The sequence below is a fragment of the Pseudonocardia sp. Cha107L01 genome, assembly GCF_052566575.1.
Genome location: NZ_CP199579.1, coordinates 1,948,737 through 1,970,318 on the forward strand (window position 1 = coordinate 1,948,737; position 21,582 = coordinate 1,970,318).

The 21,582-nt window shown below is 68.3% G+C and carries 21 protein-coding genes; 14 read left to right on the forward strand and 7 right to left on the reverse strand.

The window, feature by feature from the left end:
- Positions 1 to 13: 13 nt before the first annotated feature.
- The 3 genes from ACTXG6_RS09320 to ACTXG6_RS09330 form a co-directional block, all read right to left on the reverse strand.
- Positions 14 to 892 carry an alpha/beta fold hydrolase gene (locus tag ACTXG6_RS09320; protein WP_445187352.1) on the reverse strand — a complete coding sequence of 293 codons (879 nt, stop codon included), beginning with the start codon at positions 890 to 892 and terminating at the stop codon, positions 14 to 16.
- A 195-nt stretch (positions 893 to 1,087) separates the two neighbouring features.
- A complete protein-coding gene (locus tag ACTXG6_RS09325) occupies positions 1,088 to 1,516 on the reverse strand; it encodes a hypothetical protein (RefSeq protein ID WP_445187353.1) in 429 nt (142 codons plus the stop codon).
- Positions 1,468 to 1,590, reverse strand: a complete 123-nt coding sequence (locus ACTXG6_RS09330; protein WP_445187354.1) for a TetR/AcrR family transcriptional regulator — start codon at positions 1,588 to 1,590, stop codon at positions 1,468 to 1,470. The genes ACTXG6_RS09325 and ACTXG6_RS09330 overlap by 49 nt, the downstream gene beginning before the upstream one ends.
- A gap of 173 nt (positions 1,591 to 1,763) precedes the next feature.
- Here ACTXG6_RS09330 and ACTXG6_RS09335 point away from each other — a divergent pair, with 173 nt between their 5' ends.
- The 13 genes from ACTXG6_RS09335 (at position 1,764) to ACTXG6_RS09395 (ending at position 15,872) form a co-directional block, all read left to right on the forward strand.
- Positions 1,764 to 2,489, forward strand: coding sequence for a GntR family transcriptional regulator (locus ACTXG6_RS09335; protein WP_445187355.1), 726 nt, complete (start codon positions 1,764 to 1,766; stop codon positions 2,487 to 2,489).
- Between the two features lie 147 nt (positions 2,490 to 2,636).
- Positions 2,637 to 3,503, forward strand: a complete 867-nt coding sequence (locus tag ACTXG6_RS09340; RefSeq protein ID WP_445187356.1) for a hypothetical protein — start codon at positions 2,637 to 2,639, stop codon at positions 3,501 to 3,503.
- 69 nt (positions 3,504 to 3,572) lie between these two features.
- Positions 3,573 to 4,394: a carbon-nitrogen hydrolase family protein gene (locus ACTXG6_RS09345; RefSeq protein ID WP_445187357.1), complete on the forward strand. Its 822-nt coding sequence runs from the start codon at positions 3,573 to 3,575 to the stop codon at positions 4,392 to 4,394.
- 110 nt (positions 4,395 to 4,504) lie between these two features.
- On the forward strand, positions 4,505 to 5,551 hold the full coding sequence (locus tag ACTXG6_RS09350; RefSeq protein ID WP_445187358.1) for a substrate-binding domain-containing protein: 1,047 nt from the start codon (positions 4,505 to 4,507) through the stop codon (positions 5,549 to 5,551).
- Positions 5,552 to 5,625: 74 nt separating this feature from the next.
- Positions 5,626 to 7,182: a sugar ABC transporter ATP-binding protein gene (locus ACTXG6_RS09355; protein WP_445187359.1), complete on the forward strand. Its 1,557-nt coding sequence runs from the start codon at positions 5,626 to 5,628 to the stop codon at positions 7,180 to 7,182.
- On the forward strand, positions 7,179 to 8,138 hold the full coding sequence (locus ACTXG6_RS09360; RefSeq protein ID WP_445187360.1) for an ABC transporter permease: 960 nt from the start codon (positions 7,179 to 7,181) through the stop codon (positions 8,136 to 8,138). The genes ACTXG6_RS09355 and ACTXG6_RS09360 overlap by 4 nt, the downstream gene beginning before the upstream one ends.
- Positions 8,096 to 9,157 carry an ABC transporter permease gene (locus ACTXG6_RS09365; protein WP_445187361.1) on the forward strand — a complete coding sequence of 354 codons (1,062 nt, stop codon included), beginning with the start codon at positions 8,096 to 8,098 and terminating at the stop codon, positions 9,155 to 9,157. The genes ACTXG6_RS09360 and ACTXG6_RS09365 overlap by 43 nt, the downstream gene beginning before the upstream one ends.
- A gap of 90 nt (positions 9,158 to 9,247) precedes the next feature.
- Complete coding sequence (locus ACTXG6_RS09370) at positions 9,248 to 10,351, forward strand: mandelate racemase/muconate lactonizing enzyme family protein (RefSeq protein WP_445187362.1); 1,104 nt, start codon at positions 9,248 to 9,250, stop codon at positions 10,349 to 10,351.
- A gap of 43 nt (positions 10,352 to 10,394) precedes the next feature.
- Complete coding sequence (locus tag ACTXG6_RS09375; protein WP_445187363.1) at positions 10,395 to 11,369, forward strand: cyclase family protein; 975 nt, start codon at positions 10,395 to 10,397, stop codon at positions 11,367 to 11,369.
- Positions 11,370 to 11,440: 71 nt separating this feature from the next.
- Positions 11,441 to 13,168, forward strand: coding sequence for a dihydroxy-acid dehydratase (locus tag ACTXG6_RS09380; RefSeq protein WP_445187364.1), 1,728 nt, complete (start codon positions 11,441 to 11,443; stop codon positions 13,166 to 13,168).
- A 61-nt stretch (positions 13,169 to 13,229) separates the two neighbouring features.
- Positions 13,230 to 14,138: a dihydrodipicolinate synthase family protein gene (locus tag ACTXG6_RS09385; RefSeq protein WP_445187365.1), complete on the forward strand. Its 909-nt coding sequence runs from the start codon at positions 13,230 to 13,232 to the stop codon at positions 14,136 to 14,138.
- Positions 14,135 to 14,908 (forward strand): SDR family oxidoreductase, encoded by a 774-nt coding sequence (locus tag ACTXG6_RS09390; RefSeq protein ID WP_445187366.1) that lies wholly within the window; start codon positions 14,135 to 14,137, stop codon positions 14,906 to 14,908. Before ACTXG6_RS09385 ends, ACTXG6_RS09390 begins: the two co-directional genes overlap by 4 nt.
- A 106-nt stretch (positions 14,909 to 15,014) precedes the next feature.
- A complete protein-coding gene (locus ACTXG6_RS09395; RefSeq protein WP_445187367.1) occupies positions 15,015 to 15,872 on the forward strand; it encodes a fumarylacetoacetate hydrolase family protein in 858 nt (285 codons plus the stop codon).
- 54 nt (positions 15,873 to 15,926) lie between these two features.
- On the opposite strand, the gene ACTXG6_RS09400 is transcribed toward ACTXG6_RS09395, so the two are convergent.
- From ACTXG6_RS09400 to ACTXG6_RS09415, 4 genes are all read right to left on the reverse strand, one after another.
- The gene (locus ACTXG6_RS09400; protein ID WP_445187368.1) at positions 15,927 to 17,276 is read right to left on the reverse strand and encodes an MFS transporter; all 1,350 of its coding nucleotides are present in this window, start codon (positions 17,274 to 17,276) and stop codon (positions 15,927 to 15,929) included.
- 133 nt (positions 17,277 to 17,409) lie between these two features.
- Entirely contained in the window at positions 17,410 to 18,957 is a 1,548-nt protein-coding gene (locus tag ACTXG6_RS09405) for a class I adenylate-forming enzyme family protein (RefSeq protein ID WP_445187369.1), read from the reverse strand.
- Between the two features lie 50 nt (positions 18,958 to 19,007).
- Positions 19,008 to 19,628: a TetR/AcrR family transcriptional regulator gene (locus tag ACTXG6_RS09410; protein ID WP_445187370.1), complete on the reverse strand. Its 621-nt coding sequence runs from the start codon at positions 19,626 to 19,628 to the stop codon at positions 19,008 to 19,010.
- Positions 19,625 to 20,278, reverse strand: a complete 654-nt coding sequence (locus tag ACTXG6_RS09415) for a TetR/AcrR family transcriptional regulator (protein WP_445187371.1) — start codon at positions 20,276 to 20,278, stop codon at positions 19,625 to 19,627. The genes ACTXG6_RS09410 and ACTXG6_RS09415 overlap by 4 nt, the downstream gene beginning before the upstream one ends.
- Positions 20,279 to 20,402: 124 nt before the next feature.
- Here ACTXG6_RS09415 and ACTXG6_RS09420 point away from each other — a divergent pair, with 124 nt between their 5' ends.
- Positions 20,403 to 21,581, forward strand: coding sequence for a cytochrome P450 (locus tag ACTXG6_RS09420; protein ID WP_445187372.1), 1,179 nt, complete (start codon positions 20,403 to 20,405; stop codon positions 21,579 to 21,581).
- Position 21,582 lies beyond the last annotated feature (1 nt).

Consider the following 21,582-nt stretch of genomic DNA (forward strand, 5'->3'; position numbering starts at 1 on the left):
GACGGCGGCTTACTCACCCGGCCGCCGCCCGGAGGACGACATCAACGACGGCCCGCGGGTTCGCCGCGGGCACGGCGTGCGGTGAGTGCACCTCGGTGATGACCGCGCCGGCGCGTTGCGCCTCGAAGCGTTCGGCGGGCGGCGGGATGGCCTTGTCCTCGGTGGCCACGATGGCGTATTTACGAATCTGGGCAGGCGCGGTCGTGGCGACCTTCTCGTCGAATGCGGCGGCCAGGCTCGGTCGCTGGCCAGCGGCTTCCACGGCCGCGTCGGCGGCGTCGGCGGAGGAACCGCTGGCCGCGAAGAGCGCCGGGAAGCTCGCCGTGTTCACGTAGAGCTCCGCGCCGTCGGGGCTGTTGACCTGGTGCGTTGTCGCGGGCCCGATCAGTGACCCAGGGAACTGTGCATTCAACATTCCGGCGGACTCACCTGCCCGCGGAATGAACGCCGCCACGTACACGAGCGCCGTCACGTCGGGCGTTTTGCTCGCCAACTCGCTGACCAGCAGCCCGCCGTAGGAGTGTCCCACCAATACCTTCGGGCCATGGACCGAGTCGAGCAGCCCCTCGACCGCCGCGGTATCCGAGGCCACCCCGCGCAGTTGTACCGCCGGCGCAATTACCGGAAACCCCTCGGACTGCAGCTGCTGGGTGACCTTGCTCCATGAGGAGGCGTCCTCGAAGGCCCCGTGCAACAAGACGATGGTGGGCTTCGGCGACGCGGGTGAGGAGATCGCCTGCGGACCCGGTGGAGTGCTCGGTGGTGCGGGGCTCGGCTCGGGCAGGGTTGCGCAGCCGGCGGCGAGCGCCGCTAGACCGCATGCGACGGCCAACGCGAGTGAGACGCTCTTGATCCTCGAAGGGCCGACACCGAGGCAACTGATCCATGGCACGGATGCGACCGTAAGAACTCCCGCCCGGTCCCGGCGACCGTCAGGTGACGCCGAGGGTGTACGTCAGCGCGGCCGTTGCGGCTGTGGAACGTCGCGCACCTGGTGAGGCACGCGCGCCGCCTCGAAAGAGTGGGCCGCCGGCCTCGAGAATGCGTGTCCGGCTGTCGGGGCCGGCCCGGTCGAGCGCCGGGCAGGTCAGCGGGCGGCCGCGAGGCGGCGTGCGGCCTTGACCACGAATGCCCGCCGGCGGTCGTGCTCACCGGGGTCGTCCCCGCTGGCGCCTGTGATCATCTCCGCGAGCTGCGGGACGGTCTGCCACCACGCGGCGAGCGCGATGAGAGCGAACACCAGGTGGGCCGCGTCGAGGCCGGCGTCGAGGACGCCGTCGCGCTGAGCTTGCGCGAACCGGTTGACCTTCTCCCGGTAGTGCGTCGAGCGGCGGGCAACGTCCGCGGCGGGACCCCGGGCCAGGCCCTCCCACTGCAGCAGACGTCCCAGCTCCGGGTTCGCGGCATGGTAGTCGTAGGTCGCACCCGCGAAGTCGCCGATGTCGTCCAATCCCGCCCCGGTGAGCGCTACCGCGGAGGCGAGCCGGTCGAGTTCGTCGTGAGCACGACCTCCCACAGTGCGTTCTTGTCGCCGTAGTAGCTGTACAGCCTCTCTTTGTTGATGCCGGCACGGGCCGCGATACGGGTCATCGTCGTCCCGTCGAGACCACGCTCAGCGAACTCCGCGGTCCGGCCTCCTTGAGTCGTCGCGGGCCAGCTGGGCCAGGATCTCGTGCCAGCATGGATGCTGACAGCTGCGATGTAGCATCCAAGAAGGCGCGCTTGGCGAGCGCCACTGGGGCGGAGGCAACGGGGTGGCCAGCGTGGAGATCGAGCCGCTACCAGCACCTGCTCTAAGCCTGGAAGAAGAGATCTATCGCAGGCTCCGCGACCTGATTGTGTCCGGTGACCTGGTACCCGGGGCGTTGTACTCAATGAATGAGCTCGCCACGCAGCTGCGTGTGTCACGGACCCCGGTGGCCCAGGCGGTGACGCGGTTGGTGGATCACGGCATGGTGCGTGTCGAGCACCGTCGCGGTATGCGGATCCTCGAAACCTCTACCCACGACCTGGCCGAGATCTATGAGATGCGGCTGCTGCTGGAGCCACGCGCTGCCTATCGGGCGGCGACCCTGATGAGGAAGGTGGAACACCGGCGGTTGGGCGAGGCGTTGACCGCGTTGCGGCGGGTCACCGATGTCCTGAACAACCCCCGCGAGCACCTGCGATGCGACGCCGCCTTCCACCGCGTCATCCTGCAAGCCTCGGGAAACCGGCGATTGGCAAACTACGTCGATTCGCTGCGTGACCTGCAGATGATTCGAGGCGCCTCCACCGCGGACAAGACCCGGTCATTGTCTGACGTCGTCGCGGATCACGAGGCGATCTACCGGCACATCGTCGCCGGCGACGCGCCGGGCGCCGCCCACGAGATGCACCAGCACATCCTGCTGACCTGCAATCTGCTGATCGAGCAGGAAACCGGCGCCGCCACGGTGCTGCTCGGTCCGCCCTGGCCGTCGCCCGCAGATACCGAGCCCCTCACCTAAGGCCTTCGCGCGCCTTTGGCGGCGCATCGCTGGCGAAGCTGTGATGTGCGCTCAGGTAGCGCAGGGGCGGCGACTACCTGATCCACATCGACGAGACGGTCTTTAGCGACTCTTGACCGCCTTGCATCTTACATGCAAGGCTCTGTCTTGTTCGGCCTCCTCGTTGGCTCGGGGGCATACCAGGGAGGAAGGACGGATGTGGGTACGTTCCAAGGCACGCCGTGTCCCGCGCAGGCCTTCACCGATGAACGGTCACGACTGTGGACCGAGAAGGGTTGCCGCCGGGCGTCGGAGCTGTTGCCTCTGGCCGGTGACGTCGCGCGCCCCGCGGCCGTCGACCACGAGACCGTCACTGATCCCGGCCAGTGGCCGTACGGGCGTTTCATGGGTGCCTGGCTGGATGCCTCCGGTGAGCCTCGCGTGCTCAAGCACCTTCCGGAGGTCGGGTTCTTCATGGAGCTGCTCGGGCTCGCGTACGCACCTGTCCTGGAGGGACGCGCGGACCGTCGCGCAGTGCTGGCCGGCTCGTCGCGGCTGGAGTTGAGCCTCACCAACGATGCTCTGCAGATTCAGCTGGTGACTCTCGATCACGGCTACAGCATGATTCGGCATCACGCCCTGATGCTCTTCGAAGCGACGCTGTGGCTCGACGAGCCGGACCGGTCGGTGTGGCTGGAGCTTTACGACGACCTGGTCACCTTCGTCGACAGCTCACCGGGGGGCAGGCCCGACCTCGCCGAGCTCGCCGAGATCGAGGCGGGCGCCTTCGCCGACTTCAGGGAGCTCGCACCGCTGAGCACCGCGGCGCGGGACGCGGCAGCCCTGCTGGCGGACGCCGCCTGCCTTCGGCGTGTCCTGGAGTACCAGCGCTACGCCGCCGTCGCGATCGGTCTGCTCTGGCGCGGTTACCGCGCGGTGCCCGCCGGACAGCGGCGCCGGTGGCACCAGGAGCAGCTGTCCGTCGGCTACGTGCAACCGGACTATCTGGAAAGGGAATGGATGTCAACGCGATGAACGTCAGTACTGGTCTCGTCCCGACCCGGAGCCCTTCTAGATCTTCATGCCATGTCTAAGGAGCCATCAATGCCGGACCAACTGACCGTGGCGGTCGCTCAGGTGAACGCGATCTTCGGTGACGCGAAGGCCAATTCGCAGCGCGCCGTCGAGGTGGTCGCTCGAGCTGCCGACGCCGGTGCGCGGCTGGTGGTCCTGCCGGAGTGTTTCCTGACCGGCTATGTGACGAGCTGCCGCGAGCAGGCGTTCGCGATTGCGATCAACACCGACGGCCCCGAGATGGGCGACCTCGCGCGGGCCTGTCGGGAGCGGGAGATGCACGCGCTCGTCGGCTATCTCGAGCGCGACGGAGATCAGCTGTTCAACACCGTTGCGGTCCTCGGTCCCGGCGGGCTGATCGGTAGGTACCGCAAGCGCCACCTACCGTTCATGGGCGCGGACCGCTTCGCGACGGTCTCCGAGGAAACCGCCCCGGCCGTCTTCGACACCGCACTGGGCCGGATCGGGATTGCGATCTGCTACGAGATCCGGTTCCCCGAAGTCATGCGCACGCTGGCTCTCGAGGGCGCCGAGTTGATCGCGCTGCCGACCAATTGGCCGGTTCAGGCCAGCATTCTGGCCGATCATTTCACCCGGGTGAGGGCCGCGGAGAACTTCGTCTATCTGCTGGTGTCCAACCGAGGCGACGCCGAGCACGGCATCGACTTCCTCGGCGACAGCCAGGTCGTCGACCCGATGGGCGAGGTGCTCGCCAAGGCGGAGAACGAGCAGGATCTGCTCGTTGTCGACGTGGACCTTGCGCGATCCAGGGACAAATCGATCACTTTTACGGCGGGCGAGTTTGAGTTAAGCCCGTGGAAAGACCGGCGGCCCGCTGCTTATCGGATATAGCCGAATCCGGTTTTTTATCTCAGCATTGGCCGCCCGTGCGGCTAACTCCATTGCAAGCACGTAGCCAGCACGTCCGCACAGAAGCGACACGATCACACTGAGGTGAGTACATGATGCGTGCATTCCGACGACTTTGCGTCATTCCCGCGATCTGTCTAGCGGTCGCTGCTGGACTGGCAGGATGCGGCAGCGGAGGTAGCTCCACAAGCGGCGACAAGGGCAGCATCGTCCTCGGGTTGAGCAACTCGAGCGTCACCTCGTCGTTCCGCGGAATCATGATCAATTCTTTCAAGGCCGAAGCCGACAAGCTTCAGAGCAGCGGCCAGATCAAGAAGTACGTCATCCAGAACGCGGGAGACAGCGTCTCCACCCAGATCCAGCAGATGCACGACATGGTGCAGTCGGGCGTCAACGTCCTCGTCGTGGACGCCCAGTCAGCGACCGGGCTCAACGCTGAGATCGCCCGCGACGTGGCCCAAGGGGTCACCGTGGTGACGACTGACAATCTGGCGAGCAGCGACAAGTCGATCAACGTCGAGATCGACCCAAAGATCATCGCTGCCGACACTGCGCAGGGGCTTGCCGACACCATCGGTCACAAAGGCCACGTGGTCATGCTCGAGGGCATCGCTGGCACGCCGGTGAACGAGGATCGGAACAATCTCGCTAAGCAGGTGTTCGCCAAATACCCGGACATCACGGTCAGCGAAGTCAACGTCGACTGGAACCCGGCGACGGCCAAGCAGAAGATGGCCCAGGTATTGGCCCAGAATTCCGACATTGCCGGAGTGTGGGACCAGGGGGACTCGGCCGGCGGTGCGGCGAATGCCTTCATCAGCGCCGGCAAGCCGCTGCCACCGATCGTCTTCGACGGCACGACCGACTTCCTCAATGTTTGGCACGACCGGGTCGCGCAGGGCTACAAGACCGTCGGCGCGCCGCAGCCGCCGGCCGTGGTCGTCGACGCGCTCTGGCTGGGCATCAAGGTGCACCAGGGCGCAAAGGTGAGCTCTAACCCGGTGCTGCTGAAAACCCCCGTGATCACCAACGACAACCTCGACACCATCTGGACCAAGGGGCTCACCAACGAGCCCGGCCAGTTCGTCAACCCGGTGCCGGTCCCGCAGGCCGAGCTCTTTCAGAGCTACCTCTCGTAGCGGCAAGGCCCGGTCACGGGCACGCCTGGGACCGGCCTTTCGCCACCCGAACCCTGCCTTCCGAGGAGTGCCCCATGCTGTCGCAGGCACGGCCCGACCCTTTCGTAGGCCTCACGCTCACAGGAATCGTGAAGTCGTACGGCAATACTCGCGCTCTGCGGGGCGTTTCCCTCGAATTCCGGCCGGGTGAGGTGCACACCATTCTCGGTGAGAACGGGTCGGGCAAAAGCACGCTCGTGAAGATCCTCTCGGGGACGGTCGTGAACGACTCCGGCGCGATCACCCGCGGCGAGCAGCCGGTCGACTGCTCCTCCCCGGCCAGCAGCCTGCGGAGTGGGATCGCGACAGCCTTCCAGGAGCTGACGGTGCTGCCGTCTCTCACGGTCGCCGAGAACATCTTTCTCGACCGCTACCCGCACAACCGGATCGGCACGATCAACAGGCGTGCGCTGGAATCTCGCACGGCGCAGTTCCTGGAAGCGCACGGCTTCGAGCTTTCCCCGAAAGCTTCTTGTCGCGACCTGACCCTGGCCCAGCTGCAGCTCGTCGAGGTGGCGCGGGCCATCGCTCGGCAGCCCTCGACACTGATCTTGGACGAGGCGACGTCGGCGCTCGACTCGCCCGAGGCGCGCCAGGTGATGAAGGTCTGCCGTGGGCTGGCGGCCGCGGGCACCGCGGTGCTGTTCGTCTCCCACCGGCTCGACGAGGTGCTCGAGATATCCGACCGTGTGTCGACACTGATCGACGGCCGGATCGGTTCGACGCGCGATGCCAAGGGCATCACCCATGACATCCTGCTCGACGAGCTGTTGGGCAAGCGAAAGATCATCGACCTGGTGCCCGACACCGGCGACGCGGTATCGGCGCGGCCGCGGCGAACGGTGTCCTCGACCGTGAGCGCGCGCTTCTCGATTCCCGCGTCGGCAGGGTTCCGCGAGGACATCGCGTTCGACTTGCACGAAGGGGAGATCCTCGGCCTGGCCGGCCTGCAGGGCCACGGCCAGAAGCAGGTCCTGCGCATCATTGGCGGCGACCTTCCCGCCCGAGGAGCCTCCCGTGAGATCGACGGCGAGGCCGTCCACGCACGCTCCCCACGGGACACGATCTCCAACGGCATCTACTACATCCCCGAAGAGCGCAAGGTCGAGGGAATCGTGTCCGGGCACGCGATCGCCGCCAACATGGTGTTGAGCTGCCTGCCTCGGCTGAGCCGCTACGGATGGTTGATGCGCTCGGTCGAGCGCAGGTTCAGCAATGACATGGCGATCCGGCTGGGCGTGCGGCTGCACTCGTTGCGCGACAGCATCGACTCGCTCAGTGGTGGCAACCAGCAGAAGGTGATTCTCGGCCGCGGCCTGCTCAGCCGACCGAAAGTGCTGCTGCTGGACGACTCGATGCGCGGCATCGACGTGCGGTCGAAGGACGAGATCTACCGGCTGCTCGAGGAGCTGACCGACAGCGGACTGTCGGTGATCGTCAACTCGACGGAGATTCCAGAACTGATCGCGCTGTGCCCGCGTGTGCTTGTCTTTCACGACCACGCGGTGTCGGCCGAGCTCATCGGCTCGGACGTAAGCGAGGCGAACATCTTGCGGGGCATTTTCGGTCGATCAGCAGAGAAGGCCGCATGACTGCTCCGACCAAGAACGGGTTGTCGATCAACCTGGGCGACGCGACGATCTACCTTACGGTCGTCGTCCTGCTCGTCCTCAACACGATCCTGCAGCCGAGCTTTATCCAGGCCTCGAACCTGCTGTACCTGCTCGGCACGAGCCTGCCATTGGTCTTTGCGGCGGCGGCGCAGGGCATTGTCATGTTGACGAGTTCGATCGACCTCGCCTCGGGCAGCGTCATCAGCCTCACCAACGTGATCATCGTTGTGCTGATCGGGCACGGTTCGGCCGCATCGGTTCTGCTCGCAACCCTCGCCGGCATCGCGCTCGGCGTCGTGGCCGGCCTGTTTACGGCGCTCGTCCGGCTGCCGTCGATCATCGTCACGCTCGCGCTGTCGGCGGTCTGGGCAGGCGTGGCGCTCTACGTGTTGCCGACTCCGAAGGGCGGCATCCCCGACTCGTTCGGCAACCTCACGTCCGGTTACGCGCCGCTGTGGTGGAGCCTGGCGCTGATCGCAGTGTGGCTGTGGCTGGCGCGCACTCGGTTTGGCAAACGGATCTACGCGGTGGGGTCCAGCGAGAACGCCGCGTACACGGCGGGCATCCCCGTGGTCGGCACGAAGATCGCCGTGTTCGCCATCGCGGGGTTGCTGCTGGCGCTGGGCGGCCTGATGCTGTCGGCGACCACCAGCGGTGGCGACCCTCTCAGCGGGGCGTCGATCACATTGGAGGCCATCGCGGCGGCGGTGCTGGGCGGAGTCAGCTTTCAGGGCGGGAAGGGGTCGCTCATCGGAGCGGTCTTCGGCGCCCTGGCGCTGACACTGATCAACAGCCTGGTGTTCTACACGGGCGCGTCGGCCTTCTACCAGCGCGTGGTGTACGGCATCTTGCTCGTGGTGGCGTTGGCGCTGTCGCGCTTCACCGCGCGCCGATGGATCCGGATCCCGCTTCCGTCGGTCGGGAGCGGCGCGTGATGACGAGCACGGCAAACAGCAAGAGCGTAAGCACGCAGGACGAGTCCGACGGCTCGCGGGGCGAATCGGGCAGTTCCGCCAGGACACCCCTGCACCGACGCGTGACGCCGGTCGCCGCCGCGTACATCGCGGTGGTGTTGGTGGGCGTGGTCGGCCAGATCCTGCACCCCGGCTTTCTCGGCTCGGCGCACCTAAGCACGATGATCGCGCTCGCGTCGGTGCTCGGCATTGTGGCGGCGGGTCAGACCGTGGTCATCATCACCGGCGGCATCGACCTATCGGTCGCCTCGATCCTCGCCTTCGCCGAGGTGATGACTCCGTACTGGGTCCAGGGCGACTCCTCCCGGTGGCCGGTTCTGATCTTGATCATCATCGTGGCGGCCGTGCTTGGCATGATCAACACGATCGGCATCACGGTGTTCGGCATCCAGCCGATGATCATGACACTCGGCGTGGGTGCAGCGGTCGACGGCGCGGTGCTAGTGCTCACCACAGGGAGCTCCACCGGCCTGCCGCCGGAGCTGCTGACACGGACCATGGGGCATAACGGCTGGTTCTCCGGCCTGCTCGTTGCGTGGATTGTCGTCAGCATCGTCACGTACCTGGTCCTGCACCGCTCGACGTTCGGCCGTCGCGTCTTTGCGATCGGTACCAGCGCCCGCGCGGCTCGGCTGGCCGGCATCCGAGCCTGGTCCACGTTGCTGGGCGTGTACGTCTTCGCGGCGGTGATGGCCGCCGTCGCGGGCATCGCCCTCGCCGGGTACACCGGCAGCGGTGACTTCGGCATCGGCTCGACCTACCTGTTCCCGTCCATCGGCGCGGTGGTGATCGGCGGCACCTCTATCCTCGGCGGCCGCGGCGGCTACGTGGGAACGATCGCCGGCGTGCTGATCCTCAGCACCATCGACTCGATCCTGACGCTCTCGGACATCGCCGCTGCCGGCCGGCAGATCGCCCAAGGCCTCGCCATCCTCGTGATCCTCGTGCTCTACGCCCGCGAGCGCCGGCTGCGGCAATGAGCCGCGCGCCCGACATGCCCTCAGTCCGTCCATCACCACGACCGAAAGAGCGCAATGACGATCACGCGTATCGAAACGCGAGCAGTACGCATGCCGTTGAGCCGCAACACGAGCATGTCCACCCGCCGCCTCGACAAGCGAGACTTCGTTCTCGTCACCATCGAGGCTGACGACACCGACCATGTCGGCCTCGGGTACGCCTACGCGGGGACGACGGGCGGACGGTTGCTGGCCCAGGCTGTGCACGAACTGCTCGAACCGGTAGCCATGGGCGCCGATGCACGCGACATCACCGGCCTCTGGGAGCGGATGTACCAAGAGACGCTGCTGGCCGGCCGGCGCGGCGTGGTGCTGCGCGCCATGTCGGCGGTCGACATCGCGCTGTGGGATCTGTCCGCCAAGCGCCACGGCATCGCACTGTCGACCCTGCTCGGCGGCTCCGTCAGCCCGATTCCGGCCTACGCATCGGGTGGCTACTACCAGCCGGACGAAGGCAAGTGGACAGACGCGGTTGCCCGGGAGATCAACTTCAACCAGGGCCTCGGGTTCCGCGACCATAAGATCAAGGTCGGTGGCCTGAGCCCTGAGGAGGACGCGGATCGGGTGCGTGCCGCGATCGATGTGATCGACGGCCGAGGCCGGCTTGCCCTTGACGCCAACAACGCCTACCGCAGCCTCGCCGAGGCGACCCGGGCCATCCGGGTCCTCGAGCGTGCTGCCGGGGACGCTGGGCTGTGGTGGGTGGAGGAGCCGCTGTCCCCCGACGACATCCGCGGCCATGCCACGCTGGCGGGCCGGGTGGAGACCGCGATCGCCACCGGCGAGATAGCCCAGACGCGGTGGGAGTTCCGCGAACTGCTGGAGCGATGCGCGGCCGCGATCCTGCAGCCGGACGCCGGCGTCATCGGCGGCATCACCGAGTGGATGCGCGTGGCGCACGCCGCCGAGACCGCGGGCGTGCAGGTCGCGCCGCACTGGCACGCCAACCTGCACGTGCACCTCGCGGCGTCGGTTACCAACTGCGTCGCCGTCGAGCACTTCGCGCTCGACAAGGACATCTACAACTTCGAGGCGCTCCTGACGCCCGAGACGCGGCTGAGGTTCGCCGACGGGGCCGTCCTCGTGCCCGACCGGCCGGGCCTGGGCATCGTGCTCGACCCCGACGCCGTCAGCCGCTACGAGCTGCCGGACTGATCTCACAGACCCTTCCGCCGACAACGTTGCACAGGGAGATCACATGTGTGGACCGACGCTCATCAGTGCCGCGGAGAAAGCGCGCATCGCGGCATACGACGGCAAGTTCCGGGAGGTGACGGCGTCGCCGTTCGGGACCGACGACGAGATCGGAATGCTGAACCTGATCGACGCCGAGTCCCGGCGGACGATCATGAGCCGCACCGATGCCGGAACGGTGTTCGACCTGTCGGTCGACAATTTCGTCGGCATGCCGACCTTCTCCGCGGCCGGGGATCAGGGCTACCAGATGTGGATGACCCACACTCCCCGCGGGACCGTCCTGGACGATCAGCCAGGTGCCGGTCACGCCGGCAATGAACTGGTGGCCTACTCCGGCGACGCCTTCTCGATGTACACCCACACCGGAACCCACATCGACGCGCTGAACCACTTCGGTTACCGCGACCGGATCTTCAACAACTTCACCGCGCATGAACACCTCGGCAGCCGCCACTGGGACGTCGCCGGTGCCGACAAGCACCCGCCGATCCTGGCCCGGGGCATCCTGCTCGACATCGCCGGGCTGCTCGGCGTCGACATGCTCGAACCGAGTTACGGGATCGGGGAGCAGGACCTCGCCGACGCGCTCAAGCACCAGGGGACCGAGCTGCGCCCCGGCGACGTCGTCCTGATCCGGACCGGACGCATGCAGGCATGGCCCGACCCGCAGGCATACCTGCCGAACGGACCGGGCATCAACCGCGAGGGCGCCGAGTACCTGGCTCGCGCCGGCGCGATCATGATCGGTGCCGACACGGTCGGACTCGAGCAGATGCCGTCATCCGACCCCGAGAACTGGCAGGTGGTGCACACGTACCTGCTGGCCGAGGCGGGGGTGCCGATCCTGGAGGTCGCCGACCTGGAGCGCATTGCGGCCGAGAAGCTCTACGAGTTCGCCTTCTTCGGCGCCTGCATCCGCCTACGTGGCGCGACAGGATCGCCCATCCGCCCGGTAGCGATGCCACTGGCCGGCTGAGCCCCGCGACGGATGGGCGGCCTCGACTGGGTCGACACAGTGAACGTGGAACTGTTAGGAGGACTCGCACGATGAGCACTGGCGACGTCGGCCGCGGCGCAAGCCGGAACATCACGTCCTACGGTGACGCCGGGTTCAGCCGGTACCTGCGCGGCGCTTTCCTCGGCGCAGCCGGATTCGACCAGCAGGACCTGAGCCGGCCCATCGTCGGTATCACCGATCTGACGTCGGACTTCAATCCGTGTCACCGCGCGTTGCCGAGCATCATCGAGAACGTCAAACGCGGAGTACTGCAGGCGGGCGGGCTGCCGTTCGTCTTCCCGACCGCGAGCCTCGGCGAGTCGTTCATGTCGCCGACGACCATGCTCTACCGCAACATGCTCGCGCTGGAGACCGAGGAGCTCGTGCGGGCCCAGCCGATGGACGCGGTGGTGATGCTCGGCGGCTGCGACAAGACGGTGCCCGCCCAACTGATGGCGGCCGCCGTCAGCGACGTTCCCGTCGTGCTCGACGTCGTCGGTGCCATGACGACCGGTTCGTGGCGCGGAGAGCGGCTGGGCGCCTGCACCGACTGCCGGCGCTACTGGGCGCGCTACCGCTCCGGCGAGCTTGACCAGACCGAGATCGGCGAGGTGGAGGGCTCGCTCGCCACCACTGCCGGCACCTGCATGGTGATGGGGACAGCCTCCACGATGGCCTCCCTCACCGAGGCGCTTGGCATGATGCTCCCCGGCGGCGCGACCCCGACCTCGCCGTCCGGCGCCCGGCTGCGGCATGCGACGCAGACCGGGAGGCGGGCCGTCGAACTGGCCCGCGACCCCGTCCTGCCCCGCGAGATCTTGACGCCCGCGGCGTTCGAGAACGCGCTGCACGTGTTGGCGGCCCTGGGTGGCTCGACGAACGCCATCGTGCACCTGCTCGCGGTGGCCCGCCGGGTCGGCGTCGCATTCAGCCTCGACGACGTCGACCGGGTGGCGCGCCAGACGCCCCTACTGGTCGACCTGAAACCGTCCGGCACGCGCTACATGGAGGACTTCCATAACGCTGGGGGAGTCCCGGTGTTGCTTCGTGCCTTGCAGGACCGCCTGGACCTCACCCACGTCGGGGTGAGCGGGCGGCCGTTGCGGGACCTGGTGGGCAGCACTGACCCGCCCGCGGCGTGGCAGGACGTGATCGGCACGCTCGACAGTCCGGTGGGCGCCGCTGGTGCGCTAGCGGTGCTGCGCGGGTCACTGGCCCCCGACGGAGCGGTACTCAAGGTGGCCGCGGCCTCGCCGCAGCTGTTGCAGCACACCGGGCCGGCGGTCGTCTTTGACTCGCCCGAGGACGCAGCGGCCCGGCTCGACGATCCGGCGCTCGACATCACCGCCGGCCACGTGCTGGTGCTTCGCAACGCCGGCCCGGTTGCGTGCGGCATGCCCGAGGCGGGCTCGCTGCCGATCCCGCGGCGGCTGGCGGCAGCCGGCGTCAAGGACATGGTGCGGGTTTCGGACGCACGGATGAGCGGCACGTCCTACGGCACCGTGGTATTGCACTGCGCCCCCGAGGCCGCCGTTGGAGGTCCGCTGGCGCTGGTCCGCGACGGCGACCTTGTCTGCCTGGATGTCGCGGGCCGGCGCATCGACCTGCTGGTCGACGAGGACGAGTTGGCCCGCCGCCGCGGGTCTGTCGGCAGGGCGAGCCTGCCGGCGCGCGGCTGGGCCCGGCTCTACGCCGAGACAGTGCTGCAGGCGAACCTGGGCGCGGACCTGGCCTTCCTGACCGCCGCCGGCCCCGACGACCCGGGGGCGGCCGGATGACCGGTTCGTTCGGACTGGACGGAATGGCGCCCTCGCACCGACTCGACGGAGGAGACCCCCAATGATGGTTCTGCGCCCGGGCGTGTGGGGCGTCCTGCCCACGCCGTTCCACAGCGAGTCGCTCGCGGTCGACACCCGCTCTCTCGAGACTCTGGTGGCTGGCTACCGCCGGTTGGCTGTCAACGGAGACGTCGCCGGGCTGGTGGCGCTCGGCGTGTTTGGCGAGGCCGCCCGGCTCAGCGCCGACGAACGCGTGCACGTGCTGCGCACCGTGGCCGCCGCCGCGGATGGTCTGGAGGTCGTCGCCGGCATCGCTTTCGCGGACCCGGCGGCTGCCCGCGACGAGGCCGCGCGCCTCGCCGCGGCGGTGCCTGGCCTTCGCGCGGTGATGGTGCAGGTCAGCTCGGCCGACCCGGAGGCACTCGTCACCGATCTCACCGCCGTGCACCAGGCGTCCGGCCTGCCGATCGTGGTGCAGGACTACCCGCTCAGTAGCGGCGTCCGGATAGACGTTGACGCGCTGGCCAGTGCGGTCAACGCACTGCCCTGCGTCACGGCCGTCAAGTGCGAGAGCCCGCCGACGTCGGTGGCGATCGCCAGGCTCGCGCCGCTGGTACGCGGTGTGCCGCTGTTCGGCGGTCTCGGGGGCGTCGGGCTGCTGGACGAGCTCTGCGCCGGCGCTTCGGGTGCCATGACCGGCTTCTCCTACCCGGAGGCCCTGGTCGCGGTCGTCGCCGCCTGGCGTGCCAACGGGTTCGCCGGTGCGCGCGATGCGATCGCCCCGTGGCTGCCGCTGATGAACTTCGAAGGCCAGCTCGAGGTGGGACTCGGACTGCGCAAGGAGCACCTGCGCAGGCGGGGCCTGATTGCTTCAGCCTCGGTCCGGGCCCCGGGTGTCGCCGCGCCGGAAGAGCTGCGTGAGTGCATTGCCAGGCAGCTGGCCACTGTGCCGGTCGAGGTGCGCTCGTGACCGCGGGATCGGGGCGCCGCGTCGCGCTGGTGGCCGGGGGGACGAGCGGCTTGGGCTTGGCCATCGGGCGGGGACTGGCCGAGGCCGGGTTCGCGGTGGCACTCGGCGGTCGCCGCGTCGAGCTGGCTCGGCGGGAGGCCGAGGCGTTGCCCGAGGCCCTCGGAGTGGAGCTCAACATCGTCGATTCCGGCAGTGTCGCCGCGGCCGTCGCCGCGGCACGCGAGAGTCTCGGCCCGATCGATGTCGTGGTGCTCAACGGCGGTGGCCCGCCCCCGAGCGCCGCGACCGATCTAGACCTCGACGCCGCGCGCGCGGCGGCCGAACTACTCCTGCACGGCCCGATCGGGGTGCTGAACCACTGCCTGCCTTCGATGCGCGAGCGGAGCTGGGGACGGGTGGTCGCCGTCGGGTCGAGCGCAGTCCAGCAGCCGATCCCGGGACTTGCGACGTCGAGCATGTATCGGACCGCTCTGGCCAGCTACCTCAAGCTGCTGGCCGAGGAGTGCGCACCTCACGGCGTCACCGTCAACATGGTGCTCCCCGGACGCATCTCCACCGACCGCACCGCGCAGCTCGACGCTGGGGCGGCCCAGAGGACCGGTCGCAGCGTCATGGAGGTTCGCGCCGCGTCACAGGCGACCATCCCGATGAGGCGTTACGGAACGGCCGCGGAGTTCGCCGCGATGGGGGTGTTCCTCTGTTCGGACCAGGCTCGGTACGTGACTGGCGAGCAGATCCGAGTGGACGGCGGCCTGGTGCGGGCCCTGTGAGCCGCGGGCAAGGGTCAGCGGTCGGCCGGTGTAGACAGCGGCGGCTGGCCGGCGAGTGGTTTGAACACGTTGTCGTGCTGGCCTGGCAGAACACGAGGAGAACATCATGCAACTGGGTAGCGTACGGAGCGCCGACGGTCGCGTCCGCGCCGTCGCCAATGTCGACGGTCTCGGCTTCGTCCCGACCAGCGACCTCGGCGCGGGCTGCGCCGACGACTTGTTTGGCCACCTGCTACGCGACGATCTCCACCAGCTGCGGGCCGCGGTAGCCCGCCCCACAGCGGCCCAACCGGTCACCGAGCCGTTCGACGCCCCCTACCGCCGTCCCCGCAAGATCTTGGGCATCGGCCTCAACTATCGCGCGCACGCCGCCGACCTCGGTGCGCAGGCGCCCCGTAGCAGCCCGGCATCGTTCCTCAAGGGCGACCACACGATCATTGGGCCGGAGGAGGGAATTTGCGTCCCCCCGGGCATCGGCCGGGTCACCGCCGAGGCCGAGCTCGCCCTTGTCATCGGCAAGACCTGCTACCAGGTCGGCGTTGAGGAGGCCTGGGACTATGTCGCAGCGGTCACAGCGGTGCTGGACCAGACCGCGGAGGAGGTCCTGCTGGAGAACCCGCGGTACCTCACCAGGGCCAAGAACTATCCGACGTTCTTCTCGTTCGGTCCCTACCTGATGACGCTCGACGAGGCGCGCGATCGCATTGGTGACCTCGACGGACTCGTTGTCAAGACCGTGCACAATGGGGTCGTCCACCGAGAGGCGCCGGTACGGGACATGATCTTCTCGCCGGCCGAGCTGCTGAGCTTCCACAGCCACGTGATGCCGCTCTATCCCGGCGACATACTTTCGACCGGGACACCGGGCGCGATCGCCATCGCGCCTGGCGACGAGGTGAGCTGCGAACTCGTCGGTCTCATGAAGCTCACCAATCCGGTGGTCGGAGTGGACACAGGAAAGTGACCATCGGTGCCATCACGGCGCCGACCTTAGGATCGGGTGTGCGCGGCGAGGCGATCAACGCCGTGCGAGTGGGGGCAGCGGTTCCGCCTTGCCGACGATGAACGCGTAGGTGAGCGCACCGACCACGGCCACGATCGCGGCCAGCAGAAAGGCCGGCAGGTACGAGCCGTGGTAAATGTCGAGCAGCAGACCGAACACGAACGGGCTGATGATCCCGGCGATGTTCGACGCGAAGTTTTGGATACCGCCGATCGAGGCGACGTGCCGCGAGCTCGGCGCGATGTCGCCAGGCAGCGACCAGATTCCGGTCGCGGCGATTGCCAGACTGGCGTACGACACCGCGAGGAACAGCAGCGCCACGTACACCGACGGAGCCGGCGCGGCGAACACGATCGCGGCTCCGCCGAGTAGGCCGCCGACCATCACGGTCTTGCGGACCTTCGTGACGTTCGCGCCCCGCTTGATCAATCGGTCGGCGACGAGTCCCGCGACCCAGCCCCCCACGATCGCGGTGATGCCAGGCAGCGTCCCGAGCGTGCCCAGTTGCAGGAGATCGAGTCCGCGCGCTTCCTTCAGGTACGTCGGGAACCACGTCAGGAAGAAGTAGATGACGAAGTTCAGGCAGAAGAAGCCGAGCATCATCCCTTGCACCGTGCGGTAGCGGAACAGGTCGATCCAGCGGACCTTCGCCGCGTTCTCGTCGTCGTTCTCGTCGAGCCTGCCGCCGCCCGCGACGATGTACTCGCGCTCGGCCTCGTTGGCGTGCTTGTGCTGCATCGGGTCGCGGTAATACCAGTACCAGACGGCGGCCAGGCCGAGCCCGGCGACGCCGAGCACGATGAACGAGAAGTGCCAGCTGACCAGCGCGATCAGCGACGTGACGACCGGTAGGGCGAGCACGGTGCCCACCCGTGAGCCGGAGTCGATCACAGCCGTCGAGAACGCCCGCTCGTGCTGGGGGAACCACCGTGACGACGCCTTGGTCGCGGCGGGGTAGGCCGGCGCCTCTCCAAGACCGAGTGCGAAACGCATTGCGAACAGTGACCCGAACCCGCGCACGAGTGGAGTCAGGGCGGTGACGATCGACCACCACAGGGCGGCGAACGTGAAGGCCCGCCGCGCTCCGACCTTGTCGGTGAACCAACCCGCGGCGAGCATCGCGCCGTCGTACGCCCAGAAGAAGGCGCCGAGGATGAGCCCCTTCTCGGCATTGCTGAGCTGCAGGTGGAGATCTTCGGTGATGAAGGGAAGCGCGACGCTCAGGTTGGCCCTGTCGAGGTAGTTGAGCGACAGGCCGATGAACGCGAGCGTGAGGATGCGGTAGCGGATACGGCTCGCCCCGGCGGGCGCCCTCGCGATGACGGTGCGTTCGAGGGGGCGCGAGGCTCCGGTCGACGACGGCACCCTGGCACCGTATCTGGGATGTAGCCGAACCTCTAGCCAGAAATCCGACCTCTGCTACCCCGGTGTTGTCGTGCCTGCGACGCGGCACCGTACGGATCATGCCGTCGGTCGTCACGCCGACGCCGCCCGACCGTCAGTGTGCGACGAGGCTGGCGTAGGTCTCGCGGAGTTGGCCGCGGGCAATCTTGCCGGTGACGTTGCGCGGGAGCGACTCGACCAGGCGCAGTGCGCGCGGATGTTTGAACCGGGCCAGGCGGCCGTCGAGGTATTCGGTGATCGTGTCCAGGGTGAGGGTTGTGCCTGGCCGGACGGCGACCACCGCCAGGCCGACCTCGCCGAACATCTTGTCCGGGATCGCGATGATGGCGACTTCGGCCACCGCGTCGAGCTCGGCAATGGTCGCCTCCACCTCGAGCGGGTACACGTTCTCCCCGCCGGAGCGGTACACCTCGTGCAGTCGTCCGACGACGAAGTGATGTCCCCGAGCGTCCCGCCGCATCACGTCGCCGGTGCGGAGCCAGCCGTCGGTGAAGGTCTGCTCGGGCGGCACACCGAAGTAGCCGCGGGTGACCACGGGGCCGCGCGCCCAGACCTCGCCGGGTTCGCCGACGCCCGCATCCGTGCCGTCGTCGCGGACCAGACGCAGCTGAACGTGTGGCACTGCGTGCCCCGAGGATCCGGCCTCGACGGCCTCCGGATCTGTGCCGTCGAGGGTGCAGACGATCGGCCCGAGCTCCGTCGAGCCGTAGGCCATGGTCAACGCGAACCGCCGTTCACGCCAGGCGGAGTGGATGTTGCGGAAGGTCGGGCCCCAACCGCCGAACAACGCGCACCGCAGCGTGTTGAACTCCGCGGCGGCGAACTCGGGCAGTGCGGTGATGTACTCGTAGATCTGCAGCACGCCGCAGAAGTGCGTGATCGCACGAGCCGGGTCGGTGAGCAGCGACAACGTCACCGCCGGGTCGAAGCGGCGCGTCGTGGTGACGTGACCGCCCCAGAACAGGGCGGGATTGGTGAACACGTTGAGGCCACCGGCGTGGAACCACGGTACGACGTTGAGGTGGTGCACGTTCCGTTCGGCCAGCCGGCAGGCGTGGGCGAGGTTGATCGCGTGCCAGGTGAGCTGGTCGCGGTCGACCATGACGCCCTTGGGGCGGCCGGTGGTGCCGGAGGTGTACATGATCTGGACGAGGTCGGCGGGGTCGCCGGGTCGACCGGGCACGCCGTCGGAGCCGGAGACCGCTGCCTCGTAGTCGTCGCACGAGCAGGCCGCGCCCCATGCCATCCGGTGTCGGACGGCTGCCGTGTCGGCGAGCCGCTGCCCGAGCTCCGTCCATGTCGAGTCGTGCACCAACAGTCGGGGCGACGCGTCGGCGACGATCGCATCGAGCTCGGCGCGGGCCGCCCGCCAGTTCAGCGGCACCATCGCCAGTCCGGCACGCATGCACGCGAACTGGATCTCGACCAGCCGCGGGTCGTTCTCCGCGATCAGTACGACGCGATCGCCAGGGCGTAGCCGGTAGTGCTCGGTGAGCCGATGGGTGAGCGAGGCCACCCGGCGCTCCAGCTCGCCCCAGGTGAAGACTTCGCCGCTCTCGTGTCCGGTCAGTGCGGGTGCGTCGGGTGTGCGGAGCGCGTTGGACGCGACCCAGTCCCGTGCTCGAGCATCAATCCGTGCCACCGGCCGAGCATGGCAGCAACGTGGTTAAGAAGCAACGTATCCTTGAGGGGTTACGTGGTGAAGCCGCGGGCCACCAGCGTCGCCATGACATCCACGATGCGCGCGTCATCGGGTACCCCGGTCTCGGCGGGCAGGAACCAGGAGTCGAGCGCGCCGACCAGTAGCACCGTGCCGAAGGTCGCCCGGAGCGCGATGGATGACTCGGACGGTGGGAACGGCCCTCGCCGTGCGTACCCCTCGGCCACCGAGGACAGCTGATCGAGCGCTGGGGCGAGCCGCTCGCCCATCTGGCGCATCAGGTCGTCGCCTTCGCTGGACCGCATGGCGGAGAGCATCGCCCGCACCACGGTGCGACGTTCCCGGATCACCCGGTAGAGCTCGGCGACGAACTCCCGGATCACCGCCTCCCGGCTGTGGCCCGGCAACTCCGGCTCGGCCCAGGTTGCGCTGAACTCGGTGAGGAACGCGGCGAATGGCTCGATCACCGCTTCCACCAGCAGGTTTCCCTTGCTTCCGAAATGGCGGAACAGCACTGAGGGGGACGCGTCGGCGCGACGCGCTATCTGGCGGTAGGTGGTGGCGTCGTAACCCTGCTCGGCGAACAACTCGGCACCGGCGGTGAGCAACGCCCGGCGCAGTTCGGCGGGCCGGCGTCGGGTGCCGGCCGTCATCGCGGGCCACCGTCGGGCCGGCCAGCCCGGCCGTGAGCGGTGAGACCGGTCAATGCGCTGATCAGGTCCTCCCGCGCGGGCGGGCCGACCGGGCCGGGGAAGAGCACATCGTCCAGGGCGGTCACCGCGACCATCATCGCGATCACTGTCCTGGCGGTCAGCTCCGGTTCGAACGGCGCGGCTCCCCGCTCCGCCTCGACGCCGGGGGTGACGTCGGCCAACCCGGCGAACACCTCGCGCAGTCGGGACCTGGCCCCCACGAGGATCGGGTCCTCGTCGCCGGCGGCCTCCGCCGCGAGCACCGTGCGCATGATGCTCCGGTTCCGGGACAGGCCGTCGTGCAGTTCGGTGAGGAAGGCGCGGTTCGACTCGGTCGAGTCCGCCGGCCCACCGCGCCAGATCCGCGCCATCTCGGCGAGCGACGCGGCGAACGGCCCGACCACCGCGTCGACGAGAAGGTCGTTCTTGGTGCCGAAGTGCCGCAGCAGCACCGAGTCCGACACGCGGGCCTCGGCCGCGATCTCGCGGTAGGTGACACCCGCTACGCCACGCTCACGAGCCAACCGTGCCGCCGCTTCGAGCAGATCCTGCCTGACCCGCGCGCTGGAGCGGTTCGTGCGTCGCGCGCCGTCACCGTCCCGGGAAGTCACCGCGCAATGCTAACGTTCATCCAACGGGAAGAAGCATCGGTTCCTTGACAGTCCGGGTTTCGTCGGTCATCGTCGTCGGAGGCCGACGTGGAGGTCGGCGAAGCATTCCGGGAGCGAGCACCTGATGGCCGAAAGACCCCGTACCGCGTTCGACCCGCACGACCCGGCTCTGGCGCCCGTGCAGCACGAGGTGCTCACCGGGCTGCTCGAACACTGCCCGGTGTCGTGGAGCGAACGGCACGGCGGATTCTGGTCGCTGACCAAGTTCGACGACGTGGTCGCGGCGGCCCGCCAACACGAGACGTTCACCGTCGAGCAGGGGGTGATCGTGCCGGCCCTGGGCGCGACCACGCCGATTCCACCCGCCCAGGTGGATCCACCCGAGCACGGCAAGTACCGCAAGATCCTGCTGCCGTTCTTCAACGCGAAGGCCGTACTGGAGTACGAGGGCCTGATCCGGGGAATCGTGCGCGAGGCCATTGCGGAGTTCGCCTCGCGCGGAACGGCCGAGTTGGCCCAGGAGTTGGCGCACCCCGTCCCGACGGTGGCGATCGCGGCCATCCTGGGACTCGACCGCGGTCAGTGGCGAGAGATTCGGGACCTCGTCGACGACTACCTGCTCGCCGCGACCAAGGGCAGCGAGGACCGGCGGAAGGCGGCCGGGGCGTTCGAGCGGTTCGTGCGGTCCGCCGTCGAGGCTCGCCGCGGCAGGCCCGCCACCGACCGGCTCGGCGTCATTGTCAACAGCGAGATCGACGGTGCGCCCATTCCGGACCACATGGTGGTCGGCATGGTGCACGTGCTGGTCACCGCGGGGCACGAGACCACGATCAACGGCATCGCCAACGTGCTCTGCCATCTCCTGACCGTCCCGGGACTGAAGGACCGAGTGCTCGCGGACTCGTCGCTGCTGCCGGCGGTGATCGGCGAGTCGCTGCGCCTCGAGTCGCCGGTGATGTGCATGGCTCGGACCGTCGTCTCGGACGTCCAGGTCCGCGGCGTCGAGTTGAGCGCCGACGACAAGGTGCTCCTGCTCTACGGTGCGGCGAACCTCGACCCGGAGCGGTTCGAGGCGCCCACACGGTTTCGACTGGGGCGCGAGCGTTCGCATATCGCGTTCGGTTCCGGCCCGCACCGCTGTGTCGGCGAGCACCTGGCCATGGTCGAGATGCGGGTGACGGTGCAGGAGGTCCTGGACACGATCCCCGACGTCAGGATCCCGGACGGCGAGGTTCCGGTCTGGGGCTCCGGCGCCGTGCGCCGCGGCGTGCGCGTACTGCCCGTCGAGTTCACGCCGGTTTAGC